Genomic DNA, 20,947 nt, shown 5'->3' with positions numbered 1-20,947 from the left:
GGAACACTAACAGGGGAGAAAGTTTCCTTATGCTTGATTCCAATCAAATAAAGCGACTGATTAAAGAACGTTCAGAACTTCACCTGAATGATCCGAGAGTATATGAATTTTGGGGAAAGTTGACTGAAATACTGAGTGCCAATGTTCTAGAAACCATCGAGTTCTTCGATACTTGCACAGAGCAAGAAGCGTATTGGCTTAGTGAAATTTTTGAGGATATCTCAGCAAGAGTTAACAGTCAGGATTTTATCGAATGCATAAAGAGAGTGGACAGAAAATATCCAGAATTACTACTTTCAAAAGATATTAGGGTAGCTGAGGAGTTTATGACCCCCAACCTGAATTAGATAAATCTAATAAATTACAAGAGTCTCAGAAAGCCTTAGAGTATTCGTTACTTTGAAAAGGTTCTCAGTTTCATTAACCAGCTCCACTATGAAATTTTAGAAGCGCCAAACAAACCATAAAAAAAAGTGTCCCTACTGCACATGGCAGAGGGACACTTTCTCATATCACTTACAGGACAAAGCTGACGACGACACCAGACAAAAGACTAACCAGCGTGGCACCAAACAACAGCTTCAACCCAAAGCGAGCGACTACATTGGATTGTTTCTCATTCAGACCTTTCACCGCACCAGCGATAATGCCGATGGAGGAGAAGTTCGCGAACGAAACGAGGAAGACAGAGAGAATTCCTACTGTACGTGGACTCAGTTCAGATACGACTTTGCCCAGCTCGATCATCGCTACAAACTCGTTCGTTACGAGCTTCGTCGCCATGATACTACCAGCAGTCATCGCTTCCGCAAAAGGAATGCCCATCAGGATGGCAAAAGGAGCGAAGACGAAGCCGAGCATTTCTTGGAACGTCCAGCCGAAAATCATGCCGAACAAGCTATTCACAGCCGCGATCAAGGCAACAAAACCGAGCAGCATTGCGCCCACGACTACTGCTACCTTAAAGCCGTCCATGATGTACTCGACGAGCATCTCGAAAAAGGACTGCTTTTCATTGCTTTGAATCTCCAGTAAATCTTCTTCTTCGTTCACTGTATAAGGGTTGATGATCGAAGCGATAATAAAGCCGCCAAACAGATTCAAGAACAGGGCCGTGACGACGTACTTCGGCTCAATCATCGTCATGTACGCACCGACAATCGACATCGAAACAGTAGACATGGCTGATGCGCACAGCGTATACAGACGATGCTCTGGCAAGGAACCGAGCTGTTTTTTTACAGTGATGAAAACTTCATTTTGGCCGACAATAGCGGAAGCGACAGCGTTGTATGACTCCAGTCTACCCATGCCGTTGATTTTGCTCAGTACAAAGCCAATTGCCTTCATGATAATCGGCAAAATCTTGAAGTGTCGCAAAATACCGATGAGGACGGAAATGAAGACGATTGGGAGCAATACACCAAGGAAAAAGGACATTTGTCTGTCGTTTGCCAGATTACCAAATACGAAATTGATTCCTTCCGCAGCAAAGGCAAGAAGCTTTTCAAACGATTTGGAAATGGCTGAAACGAATATAAACCCAAACTTGGTGTGCAGAAGAAGAAAGGCAAGCAAAAATTGCAGAGCAATCATGACGATGATCGGTTTGTATTTGACCTGTTTACGTCCATTGCTCCCTAATAATGCTAACCCAATCACGATGAGTAAGCCAGCGATGGGAATGATGAAATTCATTACAACCTCCAAGAAATTAAATAGTGCTAAACTTAAAAGGCAAAAAAACGCACTCCCCGACAAGAGAAGTGAAAGCGGTTTATATTCTATCATCTCGATAATATGATTGCAATTTATATGTATGTTCAGAATTATTGTCCATTGTGTTTAGAACGCTGAAATCGGGCGTACTAGCATAAGCCCACCACCATACGGTTTATGGAGGAGGTGAAATCCTTGGATGAGTTGCAGAGGCTCAAGCAGTTTATCACTTCAGCAGAGCATGTCTGGACTCAGATCGCGAATTCGCCGAGAGGAAAGCCTGTTTATACCGTAAACGGTGTGGATTACACGCCATTGCCCGAAAAATACAACACTAAACGAAAAATCTCCCGTATTTTCCGCCGGTATTGGGGAAAGCAATTGACGGAAGTGATGATTCGGAATCTCCATTTGCGGATACTAAAAGGTAAGCTCTGTGTTCCTTATCGTGAAATCCCACCTTTTCCTGCAACTGTGTTGTCGTTGCAGATAAAAGTGAATCTGCCGGATCATCGGACCGTAGCTGCGATACTGAGCGGGGGAGGGAGAAAAACAAGAGTGGACTACCGTTTGATCCGAGTCGGCGCAACCAAAACGTTCACGATCATGAAACGCTCAGGCGAGCAGTTTGATCTGAGATATCAATCACTTGCTACCATTCCCCTCAACCCGAAACCACAATCGGCACCTAGAACCAAGCAACGGGGAAGAACCAAAAAGTAACGAAAAGCTCCTCAATTCCCCTGAATCATAAGGGGCGAGGAGCTTTTTGTATTTAGGTTCGAATGGAAACACGGTACTCCCGCAGCCAATAATCCAGCTGGCCGAGATAGGCGAACAACTGAGGTGTACTCATGAGCTGACCGAAAAACGGAATGCTCGAAGCCTGTGCATCTGACTCGGCAATTTTTCGAATCGTTGGAACATCTACCAGTTGAAGCAGTGGAGAGGAAGAGTCGTTTACTATATCCAGCAGCCAAGAGCGAACGGCTTCCGTATAGGCGGGATTATGTGTTTTCGGGTACGGGCTTTTCTTGCGATACAAAACCTCATCAGGCAAGATTCCTTCCATAGCTTTTCGCAAAATTCCTTTTTCCCGATTCCCGTGCGTCTTCATATCCCATGGGATGTTCCAGACGTATTCCACGATGCGGTGGTCACAGAACGGGACGCGCGCTTCCAGACTGGCCGCCATACTCATTCGGTCTTTGCGATCCAACAGTGTGTTCATGAACCACGTAATATTCAAATAAAACATTTCCCGTCGGCGAGCTTCGAGAGGGTCTTCGCCTGGGAGATGGGGGACTTCATCGAGAGATTCCTCATATCGCATGGCAACGTATTCCTCAGGTTTGACCCAATCACGAAGATCAGGTGATAGCCAGGAAGCACGTTCTTTCGTCGCTCTCGACCAAGGGAACGTTCCGGCATTCAGCAGTTCCTCACGATGAAACCACGGATACCCGCCAAATACTTCATCTGCGCATTCTCCAGAGAGGACGACGGTCGTCTCTTTTTTTATTTCGCGGCAAAACAGGTAGAGGGACGCATCCACATCAGCCATCCCCGGCAAGTCGCGGGCGAGTGTCGCTGTTTTCAGGGATTCAATCAAATCGTCTGTGTCGAACTCAATCGTGTGATGCTGGGTTCCGAGAAACTTTGTAACGAGTTGCACATAAGGTTCATCCTCATTTGGTTGAAAAGCACTCGCCTTGAAATGCTTTCGGTTGTCTACGTAATCAATGGAGTAGCTGTGCAGGGTTCCGCGGCCTGTTTTTTGAAAATGATCTGCCGCAACAGCTGTAATAATGCTCGAGTCTAACCCACCTGACAAGAGGGTCGATACGGGAACATCCGCAACTAATTGGCGTTCAATCGAATCCGTGACTAACTCCCTGACACGTTCAGCAGTTGTCGCCAGGTCATCCGTATGTGGATGGCTTTCGAGCTGCCAGTAACGTTTTTGCTTGAGGCTATCACGCGTTACCAACAGATAGGAGCCGGGCCGAACCTCGTGTACGTTGTGAAAAACACCATGGCCAGGCGTACGAGCGGGACTGATTCCGAAAACCTCCGCCAAGCCTTCACGAGAGAGCTCTGGTTTGACTTCGGGGTGAGCAAGCAAGGCTTTTAGCTCGGAGGCGAGCAGAAATGAACTGCCTCTTTGCGCATAAAACAGCGGCTTAACCCCCATCCGGTCACGGCCGACAAACAATCTTTGTTCGCGTTCGTCCCAGATCGCAAATGCAAAGATACCGTTTAGCTTTGACAGACAGTCTGGGCCCCACTCCAAATACGTGTGCAAAAGTACCTCCGTATCCGAGTGAGATTGAAAGGTATGTCCGCAAGCAAGCAGCTCTGCTCGCAAATCCTCGGTATTATACAATTCACCATTGTAAATCATGGTGCAGGCATGTTCGTTTTTGAGAGCAGACATAGGCTGCTGTCCGCCAGCAGGGTCTACGACCACAAGTCGACGATGACCAAGGGCCGCACGAGGAGTCAGCCAAAAGTCTTCTGCATCAGGGCCTCGATCCTTGAGGCATTGGGTCATTTTTTGCAGCACATTACGTTCACCAGATAAGTCCTTTTCCCAATCAATCCATCCTACAATTCCACACATGGTATGATCACCCTTCTCCTGAAGCATTGCACACACAGCGTATGCAATCAGCCTAGCGAGGTTGTCTGTCCAGCAGGGAAATGAGGGTAATATGCGGAATTTATAGAAGATTTAAACTAAGGGAGGCTACGGTGGACAATCTCACGTTATTGCTCATTGAAAGAATGGGCATTCTTTTGACGCTAGCATTTATTTTGACAAGGACACCGTTGTTTCGCCAGCTTTTAGACCGTGAATTGCACGTAGGGACGTCAATCGCATTTTCGGTCATGTTCGGATTGTTTGGGATTGCAGGTACATATGCAGGAGTGGTCGTGCAAGGGGAGAGCTATCTCCCTGCTTTTTGGATTTTTCGTTTGTCGTATGACGAAATGATCGCCAATTCTACTTTGGTAGGGGTTGTCATTGGAGGTTTGCTCGGAGGGCCTCTCGTTGGCCTGGGGGCAGGTGTCATTGCTGGGCTTCATGTCTTTCAATTGGGAGGATTCGCCGCAGCACCGATGGGCTTGTCGATCCCGATCACGGGGTTGCTGGCAGGATACGTCGCACGTTTTTTCTCACAGGAGCGGGTTATTTCTCCGTCCAAAGCCATGTTCATCGGCATGTTCGCGCCCATTATGCAGATGTCGCTTTTATTGATCATGGCAGCTCCGCCCGAGTTGGCGCGAACCATGGTTAACGTGATTGGGATTCCGATGGTGCTGACGAACAGTGTTTCGATTGCGATTTTTACGACGATGATACGGGTTGCCTTGCAAGAGGCAGAACGTTCGGCTGCCATTGAGGCGGAGCGTTCCTTTACGATAGCGGAAAGAATTTTGCCACACCTGAAAAGGGGGCTTACCCCGCAAACGGCTCAGTCAGCAGCCCTCGTCTTACAAAAAGAAACGAAAGCAGCAGCCGTTGCGGTAACCGATCGAGAACAGCTTCTTGCGCACGTTGGAGTGGGGGCAGATCATCATCATCCGGGAGAAGCACTCAATAGTGAGCTCGATAAGCGGGCTCTGTATAGCGGCGGAATCGATAAGGGATTCACGCGAGAGAGCGTAGGGTGCAAACGCAAAAATTGTAACCTGCATGCAGCGATTCTCGTGCCGATTAAAGAAGGGGACAGCGTCGTCGGTCTGATCAAACTCTATTATCGGAGGCCGCAACAAATAGGAAAAGTCCAGGAAGCACTAGCTAAAGGGCTTGGCAACCTGATCTCCAATCAATTGACCCTATCTCTCACGGAGCAAATGAAAGGTTTAATGAAGGATGCAGAGTTGCGGATGCTACAGGCACAGATTCATCCTCACTTTTTGTTCAACACATTGAATTCAATTGTGACCTTGATACGAATTGATCCGCAGCTAGCCCGGCATATGACCATTCAGCTTGGTGTGTTCATGCGATTCAACCTGAAGCTCACAGCGAGTCCGCTTGTCACTGTGAGACAGGAGTTGGATCACCTACATGCTTATTTGGAAATTATCAAAATCAGATTTTCCGAGCAATTCGCCGTTCGCACGATCATTGATGCGGGGGTAGAGGAAGCTCTTATTCCTCCTGGTACGTTGCAGCCGTTATTTGAGAATTGCATTCAGCATGGTGTTCGCGACATCACGAACGGCGGTGAGATCATACTCCATGTGAAACGGCAGGATGTGCACGTTGTTTTTCAAATCGAAGATAATGGCGAAGGCTTTCCCGACAACTTGCTGCCAGTTCTGGGAAAGGTGCCAATGGAGAGTAAGGAGGGCAACGGAATTGGCATTCATAATGTCAACCAACGTCTGATCAGCTTGTGCGGACAAGAGGCCCAACTTCATTTTGCCAATAAAAAAGAAGGCGGCAGTACGATTACCTTTACCATTCCAATGACAACAGAGGTGAGTGCCTGATGCCAATACGCGTCATGATTGCAGAAGACGAGCGACTAGCACGCGAAGAACTGAGCTATTTATTGCTACAAGAAGGAGACGTAGAATTGTTGCCCTATGCCACCAACGGGCGAGAGCTGTTGGAAATGGTCGATGTGCACGAACCGGATGTCGTCTTCCTGGATATGAAAATGCCTGAGCTAGAAGGAGCGCAGGCAGCAAGAATGCTCGCATCACGCAAGCAGCATCCCCTCATCGTTTTTTGTACCGCGTACGAGGAATTTGCCATCGATGCGTTTAAGCTGTACGCCGTCGATTATTTGTTGAAGCCTACGGAGCCCAAGCGCCTGGTAGAAACGATGCAACGGATACGCGAGCGTCTGGTCAAACCGAAAGTAGAGCCTGTCCAGACAAAACGAACCAAGCTGTTGGTAGAAGACAATAGCAGATTAGTAGTTATTGATCCAGCGACGATTGTATATGCAGTGCGGGAGGAGCGATATGTGCAAATCGTCACCCAAACGGCAACGTACTCGACGCGGATGACCCTGACACAACTGGCGGATAAGCTTTTCGCATACGACTTTTTCCGTACTCACAAGAGCTATTTGGTCAATCTTCAATTTGTGAGCGAGCTCGAACCATGGTTCAACGGTGCTTACAACCTGATTTTGAAGGGAGAAGGAAGACCGCGTATTCCCGTATCTCGGACCTCTGCCAAGGATTTGCTCAAACGTCTTGAGGAGTAAGCCTGATGATCAATCGTTTGCAGATCGTGGCTAAAAATCTGCCACTGACACACTCTCCCCGACATCTTACGCAGAAAAACACACGGTTAGAAAAGGATTCTCTACAATGTAGGAAGCGCTTACATTTTTGTAGATGAGGGGGAGGTTCCCATGGGCAAATCCGCTTCGGCAAAAAAAGCCGAGGATCAAAAGAAGGATGCTGTTGATTATGCAAAAGTGATTCAGTCAGCCACTTTCAAAGAGCTCTTAAGAAGAAAAAAAGCGTTTATTTTGCCATCTTCTATTTTTTTCTTCGTGTTTTACTTTACCCTTCCGATTTTAACCTCTTACTTCACCGTACTGAACCAACCAGCGTTTGGAGCCATTTCGTGGGCGTGGGTATTTGCCTTTGCTCAGTTCGTTATGACATGGGGTCTCTGTATTCTGTACACCAGGCGGGCAGAGCAGTTTGATCAACTCGTTGAGAAAATCAAACAAGAGGCAGGTGGAAGGGGCTAATGAACGTTACTGCATTTTTACTCTTTCTCGGCATTGTTCTTTTGACACTTGTCATCACCTTTTACGCTTCGAAAAAGACGAACACGACTAGTGAGTTTTATACCGCTGGAGGAGGCTTGACGGGTTGGCAAAACGGCCTCGCGATTGCGGGAGATTATATGTCCGCTGCTTCCTTCCTGGGAATTGCCGGGATGATTGCGTTGAGTGGGTTTGATGGCTTTTTCTACAGTATCGGCTTTCTTGTCGCGTATCTCGTTGTGCTCTACTTGGTAGCAGAGCCTTTGCGTAATTTAGGAAAATACACGATGGCAGATATGATAGCCGCGCGTTTTGACAATAAAAAGGTTCGTGGTGTTGCCGCTCTCAATTCGATTGCGATCTCGATTTTTTATATGATCGCGCAATTGGTCGGAGCAGGGGCCTTGATCAAGCTGCTATTGGGGCTGGATTACACGACCTCCGTATTGATCGTAGGGGCATTGATGACGATCTACGTCGTCTTCGGCGGGATGACGGCAACCTCGTGGGTGCAGATCGTCAAAGCGGTTTTGTTGATGGTCGGGACATTCATCATCTCTATGATGGTTTTTGCCAAATTCGATTTTAATCTCTTGAAAATGTTCGAGCAAATGAAGACGGTGACCCCATTGGGAGAACAATTCCTCAATCCTGGCAACAAGTTTAAAGTGGGGCTAGATACCCTTTCACTGAATCTCGCGCTTGTGCTCGGAACAGCTGGATTGCCGCATATTTTGATTCGTTTCTTCACCGTAAAAGATGCGACGACAGCTCGCAAATCAGTTGTGTACGCGACGTGGATCATTGGTGCTTTCTATGTCATGACGATCTTCCTCGGCTTCGGAGCGGCAGCGTTTGTAGGAGCGGGGAATATGGACCCCGCAGGTAACATGGGAGCTCCACTGCTAGCGCAAGCACTAGGTGGTAACTTCTTGTTTGCCTTCGTATCGGCGGTTGCTTTCGCTACCATTCTCGCGGTAGTGGCTGGGCTGGTGCTGACTGCCGCTTCTGCCTTTGCGCATGACTTTTACGGACACGTATTACGACAAGGAAAAGCAACAGAAAAGGAGCAAATGAAGATGGCCAAATGGGCGTCAGTCGGTGTCTCGATTGTCTCCATCTTGCTTGCCTTGTTTGCGCAAAATCTGAACGTGGCTTTCCTTGTTGCGCTGGCTTTCGCAGTAGCGGCGAGTGCAAATCTACCAGTGATTTTGTTCACGATCTTCTGGAAAAGGTTCAATACGGCAGGAGCAATCAGCGGGATGCTCGTCGGTTTGTTCAGCTCTCTCATTCTGGTTGCGTTGAGTCCGAACGTTTGGAATCCTGTAGCTGGAAAAGCCATTTTGGTCGGCGAAGCGCTGTTCCCGTTGCCGAATCCGGGCATTGTCTCGATCCCTTTAGGGTTTTTGGCAGCATGGATCGGAACCTTGTTGTCCAGCTCCCGTGATGATAAGAAGTACGATGAAATTTTGGTGAAAGCGAATACAGGAATGAAAGATTCAGCGTAGAAACAGTAAACGAAGGAAGCTCATGCCACGAAAAGAAGGCTGGGGTTAACCCCTGGTCTTTTTTCATTTTTGCAAGAAGGGAGAGGTATTGTCCGTGACGACGATCATCTTTTTCCTTGCCGTCATTATCGGAACGATGGCGATCACTTATTCGGCTGCCAAACAGACGGGGACTACGAAAGACTTTTATGCAGCAGGAAATCGCTTGAACGGGTTACAAAATGGCATTGCCATTGCAGGCGATTACATGAGTGCTGCCTCGTTTTTGGGGATTGCAGGAACGATTGCGATGTACGGCTTTGACGGGTTCGTGTATGCGATCGGCTTTTTCGTCTCTTATCTGATTATTTTGTTTTTAGTTGCGGAGCCGTTGCATAATTTGGGACGCTATACGTTGGCAGACGCAATTGCCGTCAGGTTTGACAGTCTTTGGCTGCGTGGCGTTGTTGCCTGTACAACTCTATTAATTACGATTTTTTACATGCTGGCGCAATTAGTTGGGGCAGGTGCCCTCATTCATTATTTATTGGGAGTGCGTTACGATACGGCTGTCCTCGTTGTCGGGAGCCTGATGACATTTTACGTTGTGTTCGGCGGGATGGTGGCGACCTCGTGGGTTCAGATTATTAAAGCGATTTTGCTCCTGACAGGGACATTGATCCTAAGTCTGATCGTGTTTGCCCGTTTTGATTGGAGCTTCTCCGAAATGTTTTCACATGTGAGTACGATTACACCTCTTCAGGAACAGTTCTTACAGCCGGGTAATCAACTTCATGATCCGCTGGAAACGATCTCCCTGCATCTGGCTTTGCTTCTCGGTACCGCCGGACTCCCCCATATTATCTCCCGGTTATTCACAGTCAAGGACGCAAAGACGACGCGTAATTCGATTTACACCGCTACGTGGGTCATCGGAGCTTTTTATTTGATGACGATTTTTCTCGGCTTCGGGGCGAGCACGTTTGTAGGCTACGAGGCATTGAAAAATGTGGGCTTCGGGGGGAATCTGACCGTCACGCTCTTGGCGGATGCTCTCGGTGGAGAGTTTTTGATGGCGTACATTGCAGCCGTTGCCTTCGCGACGATATTAGCAGTCGTGACAGGACTCGTGCTCTCCGCCTCTTCTGCGTTTGCGCATGACGTCTACAGTCATCTGATCAGACGAGGGGTGGCATCGGAAAAAGAACAGGTCACCATGGCAAAGCTTTCGTCAGTGGCAGTGGGCGTGATCTCCATTTGGTTGGCTATCGGTGCAGAAAAAATGAACGTGGCAATTCTCGTTGCGCTGACGTTTGCTGTAGCAGCATCTTCCAATTTGCCACTGCTGTTGTTTACGTTGTATTGGAAGCGGTTTACCGTGCGAGGAGCCATTTGTGGCGTCCTGACTGGGTTAACGGCATCAGTGGTACTGGTCATTTTAGGACCGACTGTTATGCATCCCCTCACCGGACTTATCCGTGTGGAGCCACTTTTTCCACTGACGAATCCTGGATTGTTCTCCATACCACTCGGCTTTTTAGGAGCTGTGCTCGGAACACTACTGGATCGGCCTGATCCTGATGCTGAGATGAAGTATCAACGCGTACTGTTTCAGGCGTTGACGGGAATTCGAGTTCCACCTGCGAAGAAACCAGAACAAGAATCTGCATAAAGCCTCTTCGCGTGCCCCACTCTAGGAGTAGAAGGAGGCGGGGGTAAGTGGGTACGAGGAAAGAGTCTGACGTTTTATCACATGACCAGCCAGATGTCTATGAGCGCGCAAGGCTGGCACTGGATGATCTGATTGGAGAGCTATGTGAAGCACTGGAAGAGGAAGAGACCGAATCCTATAAGCGCAAAGGCTATGAAATGATCGGGAGCTACTTTCGAGAGCCGGTCAATACCGGGGAATTAACCTTGATCTATGCCGTGGTGCTTGCCGATATCCTCTATAAGCTGGAGTTGACGCAGCAAGAGGAAAATGTAGCGATGGTCCGTGATCAGTACAGCATGATGAAAAAAGACGATTGAGTGGCGACCCCTTTTGAGGGTCGTTTTTTGATTGGCACGATCCCGCCCTGCATGTTTCATTGGGCAACCATTCATACTACGGGTAAACGAAATCAAAATGGGTGATTGGTATGGAAAAGGTCGGGCTCGTTTTGCAGGGAGGGGGAAGCCGTGGGATTTATACCGCTGGCGTTCTGGATTACTTCATGGAGCAGGAGCTATACATCCCGTATGTGATTGCCGTGTCAGCAGGTGCGTGCAATGGAGCGGCATACTTGGCGAGGCAGAGCGGATTGGGCAAGATTTATCATACGAAATACATTCGCGATCCCCGCTACTTTCACTATAAAAATTTGATCACGAAGCGCTCGTTGTTTGGCATGGATTTTATTTTCAATGAGATGCCCAACAAGTTGGAGCCGTTCGCCTTTGATCGGTTTCGCGAAGCGAAGGAAAAGTTTGTCGTCGTCACAACGGATTGCGGGTCAGGAGAAGCCGTTTACTTTACGAAAGACGACTGTGAGGATATTTTCCATGTGATTCGGGCTTCGTGCAGTCTTCCGTTTCTATCACCCCAGGTTACGATCAACGGACGTAAGCTATGGGATGGTGGCATCGTGCATCCGGTCCCTTTCATGAGGTCCATGCTTGATGGTAATCAAAAGCATATTATTGTGCTTACTTCTTCTTCTCCGCCAGGTGAGTGGATGCGCCAGCTATGGCGTATCGAGCGTCTTTTTTCCAGAAGTACGCGCTTGTGCCAAGCTTTCATTCGTCATTTTCGTATCTATTACGAGACGATTGAGCAGGTCAAAGAGATGCAGAAGGAAGGCAAAGCGTTTGTCATCGCACCACCAGTGGGTACCTTTCTACGAGGTTTTGAACGTCAAGAGGAGAAGCTGGAGCATTATTACAGACAAGGCTACCAGGATGCTCGTACCCAATTTTCTGGACTTTGTACATGGCTTGGTCTTGGCAGGAACAGGTGAAAAATGAGAAGGCATCTGGTATTACGGATGTTTTTTCGGCAAAATCATGCGAAACAGGTTTTTTCAAAGCGAAGATAGGGAAGAAGCATCAGGGGAGGATGGAATCAGGAGGAAAGACCCCATGAAATATGTGAATGTAGACCTAGTAGAGCCAGGAGATGTTTTGGCTCGAAGCATTTATACAAGTGAAGGCTTAACGCTCTTGCATGCAGGTGTCCAGCTGACAGTCGGAATGATTAATAAATTGCGTCGGTTTGGCGTCACGATGTTAAGTATCAAAGACCCGCTGCTCGATGAAGTGAAAGAGCAAGAGGTCGTCACGGAGACCACTCGGAAGGACGCCATCCGCAATCTGTCGCAAACGATTTCGTGTGTGCAGTCTGGAAAAAATTTTGATGTTCGCGGCATTCAAAAATCAGTGGGAAGTATCATAGACGAAACCTTGAGAAATCGTCGCGTGCTCTTGAATCTGGGAGAGATTCGCACGACCGACAACGCTATGTACATTCATTCCTTGAATGTGTGCATGATGGCAACAGTAATGGGCGTAGGATTAGGCTATAATACGGCTCAACTAAAAGAGCTCGCCATCGGAGCACTCTTGCATGACATTGGAAAGCTGTCAGTCGACAAGGAAGCCCCAGCCTACAAAAAGAACAGCAAGACCAATCATCATACGTGGCTGGGCTTTGATCTGTTGCGAAAAAAACATGAGATGAGCATTGTCTCCGCTCACGTTCCTTTGCAGCATCATGAATGGGTAGATGGTAGTGGGCAGCCACGAGGCCTGACTGGCGATGAGATTCATGATTTCGCCAAGATTGTTGCGATTTGTAACTACTACGATAATCTCATCTCTCCTTTTTCAGAGGAAGAAGAGACGTTGCCTGCGTATGAGGCTTGCGAAAAAGTTATGGGGCTCGCGGAGAAACGTTTTGATCATAAAATGGTCATTCACTTTTTGCGCTCGATTGCTATGTACCCGACAGGAACCTCGCTGAAGCTGTCGACAGGAGAGATCGGTGTGATCATTGACCAAAATAGAGGCTTACCTTCGCGCCCAGTCGTTCGGGTCATTCGAAGAGACCAGCAGGCGAATCGGCGGATGGTGGATGATCATGAGATCACGGACATTGATTTGAGTGAAAAGCCTACTATTTTTATCACAGCTGTCATGGACTAGGGCATTGAAAGAATAGGACTCCCTATCAGGGAATATCCCTACCAAGATCAGGGAAAACCCCTACATACACGTAGGGCTCACAGGGCTACAATGGACTCAAGGCAGATGGATACATAGAGCTACACCACATTTGCCAGATGAAAAAGAGGAAGGACGTGTCATTATGTCCCGTATTCTAGTCCCTGTCGATTTCTCAGCGCAGTCCATTCAGGCGGTCCGCTTCGCGCTGGCCTACGCCAAAAATAAGCATGATATCACATTGCTTCATGCCATTTCACCGTTCCCTTCACGCAATGTTGTCAGAAGGTTGGGACGAGATGTTGTAGAAGATTATCAATTGGATGAAGCAAGAGATGATCTCAAAAAATTCCTGTCGATCGTAGAAGAAGCAGGTATTACGTATGAACTGGAGATTGAGTTCGGAGAGCCGCATGAAGTCATTGCAAAGCACGCTGCGAATGACTATGCTGCCATCGTAATGGGAACACATGGCTACGGCCGCATTACAGGCTTCCTGTTGCAAAGTGTCAGCTATCCGACACTCCACGATGTCAAAGTTCCGGTCTTCCTCATTGCGGAGGAGACAGATGAGAGCCGCTTCCCTTGGAATAAAGTACTCATTGCAGTAGATGGCTCCGATCATTCGATGGAAGCTGCGAAAAAAGCCGTCGAGATGGGGCAGCACCTCCCGGATGTATCGTTTACACTCTTGTCCGTTGTCATCCCACCAGTCACATACGCAGGTGTATATGGCGTAGGCTGGGATAACATGAATACACTCGAAGGTTGGGGACGTGAAACGTTAAAACCTTGCGAGGAGATGCTTGAAGCTGCATCGCTCCCTTTTGAAAGCAAGGTCGTGGTTGGAGATCCAGCTACTGTGATCCGCCAGACAGCTGAAGAAATCGACGCTGGACTGGTTGTGCTCGGTCATCATGGCCAAGGTGCAGTTGCAGGTACGCTGCTTGGTAGTGTTACCTTTAAAACGATTCATCGTACGAAAACACCACTCCTCATTGTGAAAACATAGCATTTTTTAGAAAAAGCTGTCCGCTTGGTGGACAGCTTTTTTGCTTGGGCGCATTCTCTTACGATAGAGTTTGCGCTTGTTTGTGTTCGAGAAGATGGTTAGCTCCATCTGGTGTAACTTCGGCCGAATCCCACTTGATTCGAGTACATCCCCATGCAGCGAGCAGAAGGATGACAGATGCGATCAGAAATACCGTAATCAATGAAGTCATCTGCATGAGCGGACCTGCAACAAAGGAACCGATCATCATGAGTCCGACCATGAGCGGTGAAATCGTTCCATTCACTCGTCCGATATACGCTTCATCCACGAGTTTGATCATGAACATACCGATCACGATCTGTAAAAATGCCATCCCAATTCCGGTGAAAAAGCGCATTGCTGCGGTGACGTATACCCATACAGAGAGAACTTCTACGGCGACGGAAAGAGCGAAGAAAATCAATCCACCTGTAATGACCCAACGACCATTCAGGCGATCGAGGTAAATGGAAGCCAAAATACCGCCTAACAGCATACCCAATCCGTCTAATGCGGTAAACCATTGAATGGCTTCCTTGGAGAGTAATAGACGATCCGTGATAACAAATACCTCCAGCGAATTGATAAGACCCGAGGATAGTCCCAGACACGCAAAGGTAACGGCAAGCCCGCGTAAGGCTGGTCGCTTTTTTACATAGGCAAAACCTGCTTTAATCTCAGAAAGGAGAGTTCCGTCTTCCTCTGTTGCACTGGCAGTTGAGGTAGGGAGTGTCAAGAGGATCAGTGCCGAGACGAAGAAGAGGCCGGCCATCGTTAACAGGGAAGGGTAGATGCCCCAATGTTCAAAGAAGAAGGTACCGACGATTGGGCCAACCAGAAGAAAAATTGAACCCGTACTTTGTGAAATAGACACAGCTGCTGCAACTTGCTCATCAGGAATATGACGCTTCATCATCTTGGCAGAGGAAGGCTGGGAGAACTGCGACACGACAGCTGAGATAAATGTCGCAAAGAATACAGCGATCCACATCCCTTGCCAGAGCAAATACACGATGACTAAAACAGAGAGGGAGCTTAACAGGTTCCCGGTTATCATCGTTCGCTTCGGATTCCAGCGATCAGCCAATGCCCCACCAATAATCGAAAAAACCAAGATCGGCGCAAGTTCGATAGCGGTCAAGAGCGATACGGCGGTCGGATTGTTGCCGCTCGTCTCCATCACATAATAGAGCAAGGCCATGTTTCGGATCCATATACCGATGTTTTCTAATGTATCCGTGATAAAGACGGTGAGAAAAACTTTGTTTCCCCAAAGACCTTTCATAGGTCATTTCACTCCCAAAAAGTTATACCGAACGTCCGGTCTAATAAAAGTTGAAAAAAATGCTACTTGGCAACAATGCCATGCAGCAAAACGTCAATGCTCCTTTTCAGCAGAGCATAAAGACGCTCGTCTTCCATTTGATAACCCACGTTAATGATTCCGTTCATCAGCCCTTCCAGTATCATCGCCATTTCTTCGGGATCGCATGGGGCGAACTCGCCTCGGTCGATTCCTTCTTGGAAGAGGGAAGTATAGAGGGTATACGTGGAGCCGAGCATTTCTAGCACTTGTTCCAAAATGACTGGATCTGCTAGCTGGCTACCGGAGAACTCTTCGCCCGCTTTTTTTAGAGGGTGGGACAAATAATCCTCCAAGAAAAAAACAGCTAAGCCGTACAGTTTATCGATAGATGTCTCGAATTCTTTTTCTTTTTCCTGCCACAGATATTCCCATTCGTTGTACTGTTTTTCAAGCAAATACAGGAACAACTGCTCCTTGTTTCTGAAGTGGTAATAGAGGCTGCCCTTGCTCGCTCCAGTTGCTTGGCAAATGTCCTCAATGGAAGTGGCTGAATAGCCTTTCTGAGAAAATAACTCGGTGGCTTTCTCTACGATATGTTGTTTGGTTTTCTCCCCATCGAGACGACGCTTTGACATTTTAGAAATGCTCCTTCTTCTAGACTGAACGTTCGGTTTAGTTTCAGTTTATTCGATCTGACAGGGAAACGCAAGTATTCGATTGAGAAGAAGAGACAGAGGGAAAAATGATAGAGGTATTTCAAAAAGTCGTCTTTTGATCACGGAGTCGTCATGAAAGTCTATTCGGCGTCGAAAGAGGCGTTCACCTTCAAAGTCCGGTGCTCATGTAGGTTCCCTACATTCCGCTCCTCCTTTTTCAGGTTCACACCACTTTCTTGGTGCTGAAAAGACGACTTTTTGAACAAGCAATGAAAGGAAGCGAGAGAAGGGCGGGATTACCTTGCAAATCGGTTGTCATGTCAGTATTCGTCATGGGTATGAGGAGGCAGCGAGAACTGCATACAAAGAAGGAGCGTTATCCTTTCAATTTTTCCCGAAAAACCCGCGAAGCCTAGGTGTCAAGCAATTCGATGCCCGGGACGCAGAGCGATGTCGCGCTTTTTGTCAGCAAAACGGCATGCTGTCGATTGCCCATACGCCATACCCGGTGAATCTTTGCGTCGAGGAGCAGGAGCTTTTCGCCGTTACAGTGGACTCCGTACGAAATGACCTTGAAATTGCCGAAGCTTGTGGAGCGTTGGGCGTGGTCGTTCATTTTGGCCAGTATAAAGGCGCTGATGTACTTACCGGTTACAAAATCATGATCCAGATGGTCAATCAAATACTGGATGGCTGGAATGGAAAAGCCCAGCTGTTAATCGAAAACAATGCAGGACAAGGCAATCGCATGGGCACAACACTCGAAGAGCTCACGCAGGTTCGACAATTGTTTGCTGAGCCACAGAAGGTAGGCTTTTGCCTGGATACGTGTCATGCATTTGCCAGCGGATTGTGGAAAGGGAATGATTGGGGGGAAGTAGCCGATCAGATGCGAGAGCTCGATTATTTTACGAGCTTGCGTGCCGTTCATCTGAACGATTCCGTTTATCCGAGTGGTTCCTTTCGAGACCGACATGCTTCCATCGGAAAAGGGATGATCGGTGATGCAGCCATTGCCGCTTTCTTGCAAACACCCGAATTGCAAGGACTTCCCATCGTTCTGGAAACGGCGAGAGGCTCAGAAGGGGGCCATAGCGAAGAAATCAAACATGTTCGTCTACTTAGAGACAATTGGCAGGGTTGACCATGTTGTGGTAGAGTGTGAAATGATGTGTTCAACACGGGAGGGGTACCTATGAAAAAGCGTATTAAGGTGACGATTGCGGATTTTACTCATCTTACAGAAAACTTGAATAACCCGGAGGAGCTCGCTCTGTACGAAGCGGCGAACGGAAATACATACGATGCTGAAATCGAGCATGATGGATATGCGATTGTCGATGTGACAGACGAAGATTACATCGAGCTGGCTCCAGGGGAGTATCAGCTGATGATCGAAGAGTGGACAAACGCCGGACAAATCGGCGAGTGGATACTGCAAACCATGTCAGACCCAGCGGATGACAAGGCTTTGCTGTATCGCACAGTGGACAAGGTAGGGACGGAAATACAAGCACCACAATCATTGCCGAAGCAAGTAGTCGAGCTGGTTGCCAATACGTGGTTTGGCAAAAAAGCGAAGAAGATTGAGGAATAATTCAAGAATGAAAAGGAGCGCTGCGAGGTAGCGCTCCTTTTTTATATACCAATCTGAAAAGATAAAGATGATCATTTTTAAAAGTATCGATGAACAAACAACGCTTTTTCTTCTCCTCCACTATGTTGACTCAGTGTTTAACTAAGTTTCCCAATCACTCGTCCTCAGAATCCAGTTGAATCCCATACTTTTTAATCCGTCGCATGAGAAGAGACTGGGTAATGCCGAGGGCTGCTGCTGTTTTGCGAGTCGTTTTGTGTGTGCGCAATGCTTGCAGAATAAATTCCATCTCAATTTTCTCCATCCGCTCTGTAAGAGAAAGAGAACCGAGTGAAAGAATCCCTTCCTCCAGCTCACGAATACTCCGCAGTTCTTCTGGCAAATCACTGACTTGGATTTCATCCAGCTTGGACGTAATAACGATCCGCTCTACCAAATTTTCCAACTCCCGCACATTCCCAGGCCATTCGTATTGATGCAAAACATCCAGCGCTTCCGGGGAAAAACGACGTTTCTGGTTATGCTTGCTATTGAATCGCTGTAAATTGTGGTGGAGTAAAGGGAAAATATCGTCCTTTCTCTCCCGTAATGGCGGAACATTGATTGGCAAAATATTTAGGCGATAGTACAGGTCGTGCCTGAATTTTCCCAACCGCACGAGTTCCTGAAGGTTGGCATTCGTTGCCGTTATGATGCGGATGTCAGCTGTGTATGTTTTGGTGCCGCCGATCGGCATAAATGTTTTGTTTTGCAAAAGCAGCAATAATTTCGATTGCAAGTGGTAGGGAAGCTCGCTGATTTCATCCAAGAAAAGCGTCCCTTTGTCTGCCATTTTCACTAATCCGATTTTCCCCGAGTGACTCGCCCCCGTAAATGCCCCTTTGTGGTATCCGAACAGCTCTGACTCGATCAAGGTTTCAGGAATGGCGCTACAGTTGACGTGGACGAACGGTCCGCTTCTTCGTTCGCTCAACTGGTGGATTTGCTCCGCAAGATAGCTTTTTCCTACACCTGTTTCACCCGTAATAAACACGGTCGTGTCGACAGGGGCTGCTTTTTTCATTAATTCTAGCAGGGCTAGATAGGAACGGCTGTTGCCAATCAAGGTTTGGGAGGAGCTCTGGCTCGCTTCCCATTTCATGAGCTGAATCTCTTCGCTGTACCGCTTTAGCAAAGCGGCTGTCTCTTCCAGCTGTGAACTGGCACGGGCTGCCTCGGTGATATCGCGCGAGTGGGAAACGATCAACTCCGGTCTCCCGTCCTCATCCGGGATGATATGTCCAGTCACCAGGAATTTTCCCTTATTATTGACGAGCTGAATGGTTGTGGTCGGTTTTCCCGTTTCCAAAACCAAGCGGGTGACTGAAGGACTGAAAATCCCCATTTCTTCGAGGTCGGATACGTTTTGCCCGATGAGTTCAGCTTTTGGTAAGCCACACAGGTTTTCACTCGCATTGTTTAACCATAAAGTAGTTCCCTGCGCATCAGCAATGAATATCCCATCTGCCAGTGTGTTCAAGATGTCAATAAAACGATCAACAGAAGACAGTGCTAGTATCTCCGCAGCTTTTTCCATGTTGAGTAGCTCCCTGGTTTTTCAACTGATTGTACAAGATCAAATTGATCGTTGTATAGTGAATCGAAATTAAAAATAGTTGAGTCGAAATAGATTCAAGAGAAAAGTTAGACTTTTCCTACTTTTCGATTCGAAAGTGAATCTACTTCGACTCAACCGGAAAGGAATGCTTTTAGCTTGATTGCGTTTTCTTGCCCTTTTAAGACTTGGCACAAGAATTGCTATTACATAGTTGGACGTAAGCGATTGACCCAAGAATAAGAGATAAGGAAAAGCATGCGATGTTATCAAAACTGGTGACGCACGAACAAGCAGTGGAGCATGTTCTGGATGGCACCCGGCTGATGTATGGCGGATTCGGCACGATTGGTTCCCCAGCACACTTGATTGATGCGATCTTGCACAAAGGCGTGCAAAACTTGACACTCATCGGAATTGATGCGGGGTATCCGGAAATCGGAATCGGAAAGCTGATTAGTCATGGACGGGTGAGGCGGCTGATAACCACACATATTGGCTCCAATCCCGAAGCAGGTCAACGAATGATGGACGGGATGCTGGAAGTGACATTTTGTCCACAAGGAATTTTCGCAGAAAAGATTCGGGCAGGAGGTGTTGGCATTCCGGGAATCGTTGTAGATGCGCATGTGAGAGGAGAGCGAATGGAAGGAGCAGAGCCATTTGCTTTTGCCGGAAGAACTTGTCAGATTGAAGCTGCCCTTACAGCGGAGGTAGGGATCGTCTATGCGAAACAGGCGGATACTTACGGAAACCTCATTTATGACAAGGCGGCAAGAAATCTGAATCCGCTAGTAGCGATGGCCGCAGATATCACGATAGCTGAAGTGGAGGAGATCGTTCCTGTAGGAGAGCTGGACCCGGATAAAATCGTGACGCCTGGCATTTTTGTGGATTATATCGTGGTTCGTGGCGGAGGGAACAGCTAATGGGGTTGGAAATGGATCAGCGAAATATGGTTGCGTGGCGTGCAGCCAAAGAGGTCGCTCCCGGAATGGCAGTGAACTTGGGGATTGGGATACCTGAGCTCGTCGCTGATTTTATCCCGCATGAATGGCAAGTCATGTTTCACTCGGTGAATGGAATCTTGGGAGTCGGACCTACGCCGTTAAAGGGAGAAGAGGACGAGCATATTTCCAACGCAGGTGGAGCACCTGTTACCGTTGTACCGGGGGCATCGTATTTCGACAGTACCATAGCGTATGGCATGATCCGAAGAAGAAAGCTGGATGCAGCGTTTATCGGGGCGTTGCAGGTGAATCGCCGAGGAGATCTGGCAAACTGGATTGTTCCTGGCTCACGCGTTCACGGAATTGGTGGAGGAGCGGAGCTAGCCTATTACGCGAAGAAAGTAATCGTGCTCATGAGCCATGTCAATCAGGCAGGCGAGCCCAAAATTCGCAGGGAGTGCACATTGCCACTGACGGCGAAGGGCTGCGTTGATCTCATTATCACCGAGAGGGCCGTTATCGAGGTCACGCAAAGAGGCTTGCTTTTGACAGAGGTCATGTACCCGTACACCTTGGAAAATGTCATCACGCATACCGGAGCACCTCTAATGATTTCAGAAAATTTACAAATAGTAGAGTAATGAGAATTGTAAGC

At 47.8% G+C, this 20,947-nt stretch carries 20 protein-coding genes; 15 read left to right on the top strand and 5 right to left on the bottom strand.

Annotation, left to right across the window (positions count from 1 at the left end):
- Positions 1-29: 29 nt before the first annotated feature.
- Positions 30-347, top strand: a complete 318-nt coding sequence (locus POF51_RS24440) for a hypothetical protein (RefSeq protein WP_069852305.1) — start codon at positions 30-32, stop codon at positions 345-347.
- 169 nt (positions 348-516) lie between these two features.
- Here the strand turns inward: POF51_RS24440 and POF51_RS24435 are convergent, their stop codons facing one another.
- Complete coding sequence (locus POF51_RS24435) at positions 517-1,698, bottom strand: NupC/NupG family nucleoside CNT transporter (RefSeq protein ID WP_271756266.1); 1,182 nt, start codon at positions 1,696-1,698, stop codon at positions 517-519.
- A 207-nt stretch (positions 1,699-1,905) separates the two neighbouring features.
- Here POF51_RS24435 and POF51_RS24430 point away from each other — a divergent pair, with 207 nt between their 5' ends.
- Positions 1,906-2,442 carry a hypothetical protein gene (locus POF51_RS24430; protein WP_083261742.1) on the top strand — a complete coding sequence of 179 codons (537 nt, stop codon included), beginning with the start codon at positions 1,906-1,908 and terminating at the stop codon, positions 2,440-2,442.
- Positions 2,443-2,494: 52 nt separating this feature from the next.
- Here the strand turns inward: POF51_RS24430 and asnB are convergent, their stop codons facing one another.
- Positions 2,495-4,342, bottom strand: coding sequence for an asparagine synthase (glutamine-hydrolyzing) (gene asnB / locus POF51_RS24425; protein ID WP_271756265.1), 1,848 nt, complete (start codon positions 4,340-4,342; stop codon positions 2,495-2,497).
- A gap of 131 nt (positions 4,343-4,473) precedes the next feature.
- On the opposite strand from asnB, the gene POF51_RS24420 reads away from it, so the two are divergent.
- The 9 genes from POF51_RS24420 (at position 4,474) to POF51_RS24380 (ending at position 14,168) form a co-directional block, all read left to right on the top strand.
- A complete protein-coding gene (locus POF51_RS24420; RefSeq protein WP_271756264.1) occupies positions 4,474-6,225 on the top strand; it encodes a LytS/YhcK type 5TM receptor domain-containing protein in 1,752 nt (583 codons plus the stop codon).
- On the top strand, positions 6,225-6,953 hold the full coding sequence (locus POF51_RS24415; protein ID WP_271756263.1) for a LytR/AlgR family response regulator transcription factor: 729 nt from the start codon (positions 6,225-6,227) through the stop codon (positions 6,951-6,953). The genes POF51_RS24420 and POF51_RS24415 overlap by 1 nt, the downstream gene beginning before the upstream one ends.
- Positions 6,954-7,103: 150 nt before the next feature.
- Entirely contained in the window at positions 7,104-7,451 is a 348-nt protein-coding gene (locus POF51_RS24410) for a DUF485 domain-containing protein (protein ID WP_017247858.1), read from the top strand.
- Positions 7,451-8,977 carry a solute symporter family protein gene (locus POF51_RS24405; protein ID WP_017247859.1) on the top strand — a complete coding sequence of 509 codons (1,527 nt, stop codon included), beginning with the start codon at positions 7,451-7,453 and terminating at the stop codon, positions 8,975-8,977. The genes POF51_RS24410 and POF51_RS24405 overlap by 1 nt, the downstream gene beginning before the upstream one ends.
- Positions 8,978-9,065: 88 nt before the next feature.
- Complete coding sequence (locus tag POF51_RS24400; RefSeq protein WP_442869612.1) at positions 9,066-10,628, top strand: solute symporter family protein; 1,563 nt, start codon at positions 9,066-9,068, stop codon at positions 10,626-10,628.
- 47 nt (positions 10,629-10,675) lie between these two features.
- Positions 10,676-10,987, top strand: a complete 312-nt coding sequence (locus POF51_RS24395) for a hypothetical protein (RefSeq protein ID WP_271756261.1) — start codon at positions 10,676-10,678, stop codon at positions 10,985-10,987.
- Positions 10,988-11,097: 110 nt separating this feature from the next.
- Positions 11,098-11,955: a patatin-like phospholipase family protein gene (locus POF51_RS24390; RefSeq protein WP_271756260.1), complete on the top strand. Its 858-nt coding sequence runs from the start codon at positions 11,098-11,100 to the stop codon at positions 11,953-11,955.
- Positions 11,956-12,076: 121 nt separating this feature from the next.
- Positions 12,077-13,138: an HD-GYP domain-containing protein gene (locus POF51_RS24385; RefSeq protein WP_069852284.1), complete on the top strand. Its 1,062-nt coding sequence runs from the start codon at positions 12,077-12,079 to the stop codon at positions 13,136-13,138.
- A 163-nt stretch (positions 13,139-13,301) separates the two neighbouring features.
- A complete protein-coding gene (locus POF51_RS24380; RefSeq protein WP_069852451.1) occupies positions 13,302-14,168 on the top strand; it encodes a universal stress protein in 867 nt (288 codons plus the stop codon).
- A 58-nt stretch (positions 14,169-14,226) separates the two neighbouring features.
- Here POF51_RS24380 and POF51_RS24375 read toward each other — a convergent pair whose 3' ends face one another.
- Together POF51_RS24375 and POF51_RS24370 are read right to left on the bottom strand one after the other, a co-directional pair.
- Positions 14,227-15,474, bottom strand: coding sequence for an MFS transporter (locus POF51_RS24375; RefSeq protein ID WP_069852281.1), 1,248 nt, complete (start codon positions 15,472-15,474; stop codon positions 14,227-14,229).
- Between the two features lie 62 nt (positions 15,475-15,536).
- Positions 15,537-16,130, bottom strand: a complete 594-nt coding sequence (locus POF51_RS24370) for a TetR/AcrR family transcriptional regulator (RefSeq protein WP_069852279.1) — start codon at positions 16,128-16,130, stop codon at positions 15,537-15,539.
- Positions 16,131-16,452: 322 nt separating this feature from the next.
- Between POF51_RS24370 and POF51_RS24365 the strand changes: the two genes are divergently transcribed.
- Both POF51_RS24365 and POF51_RS24360 read left to right on the top strand, forming a co-directional pair.
- The gene (locus POF51_RS24365; protein ID WP_069852277.1) at positions 16,453-17,295 is read left to right on the top strand and encodes a deoxyribonuclease IV; all 843 of its coding nucleotides are present in this window, start codon (positions 16,453-16,455) and stop codon (positions 17,293-17,295) included.
- Between the two features lie 51 nt (positions 17,296-17,346).
- A complete protein-coding gene (locus POF51_RS24360; protein ID WP_069852275.1) occupies positions 17,347-17,748 on the top strand; it encodes a hypothetical protein in 402 nt (133 codons plus the stop codon).
- A gap of 154 nt (positions 17,749-17,902) precedes the next feature.
- Here POF51_RS24360 and POF51_RS24355 read toward each other — a convergent pair whose 3' ends face one another.
- Positions 17,903-19,324: a sigma-54 interaction domain-containing protein gene (locus POF51_RS24355; RefSeq protein WP_271756259.1), complete on the bottom strand. Its 1,422-nt coding sequence runs from the start codon at positions 19,322-19,324 to the stop codon at positions 17,903-17,905.
- A gap of 281 nt (positions 19,325-19,605) precedes the next feature.
- Here POF51_RS24355 and POF51_RS24350 point away from each other — a divergent pair, with 281 nt between their 5' ends.
- Positions 19,606-20,271 (top strand): CoA transferase subunit A, encoded by a 666-nt coding sequence (locus POF51_RS24350; RefSeq protein ID WP_069852271.1) that lies wholly within the window; start codon positions 19,606-19,608, stop codon positions 20,269-20,271.
- Complete coding sequence (locus POF51_RS24345) at positions 20,271-20,933, top strand: 3-oxoacid CoA-transferase subunit B (protein ID WP_069852269.1); 663 nt, start codon at positions 20,271-20,273, stop codon at positions 20,931-20,933. The genes POF51_RS24350 and POF51_RS24345 overlap by 1 nt, the downstream gene beginning before the upstream one ends.
- Positions 20,934-20,947 lie beyond the last annotated feature (14 nt).

The sequence above is a fragment of the Brevibacillus sp. AG genome, from assembly GCF_028369215.1.
In the GTDB taxonomy this organism is placed as follows: domain Bacteria; phylum Bacillota; class Bacilli; order Brevibacillales; family Brevibacillaceae; genus Brevibacillus; species Brevibacillus porteri.
This window is presented reverse-complemented; position numbering and strand designations above follow the sequence as displayed.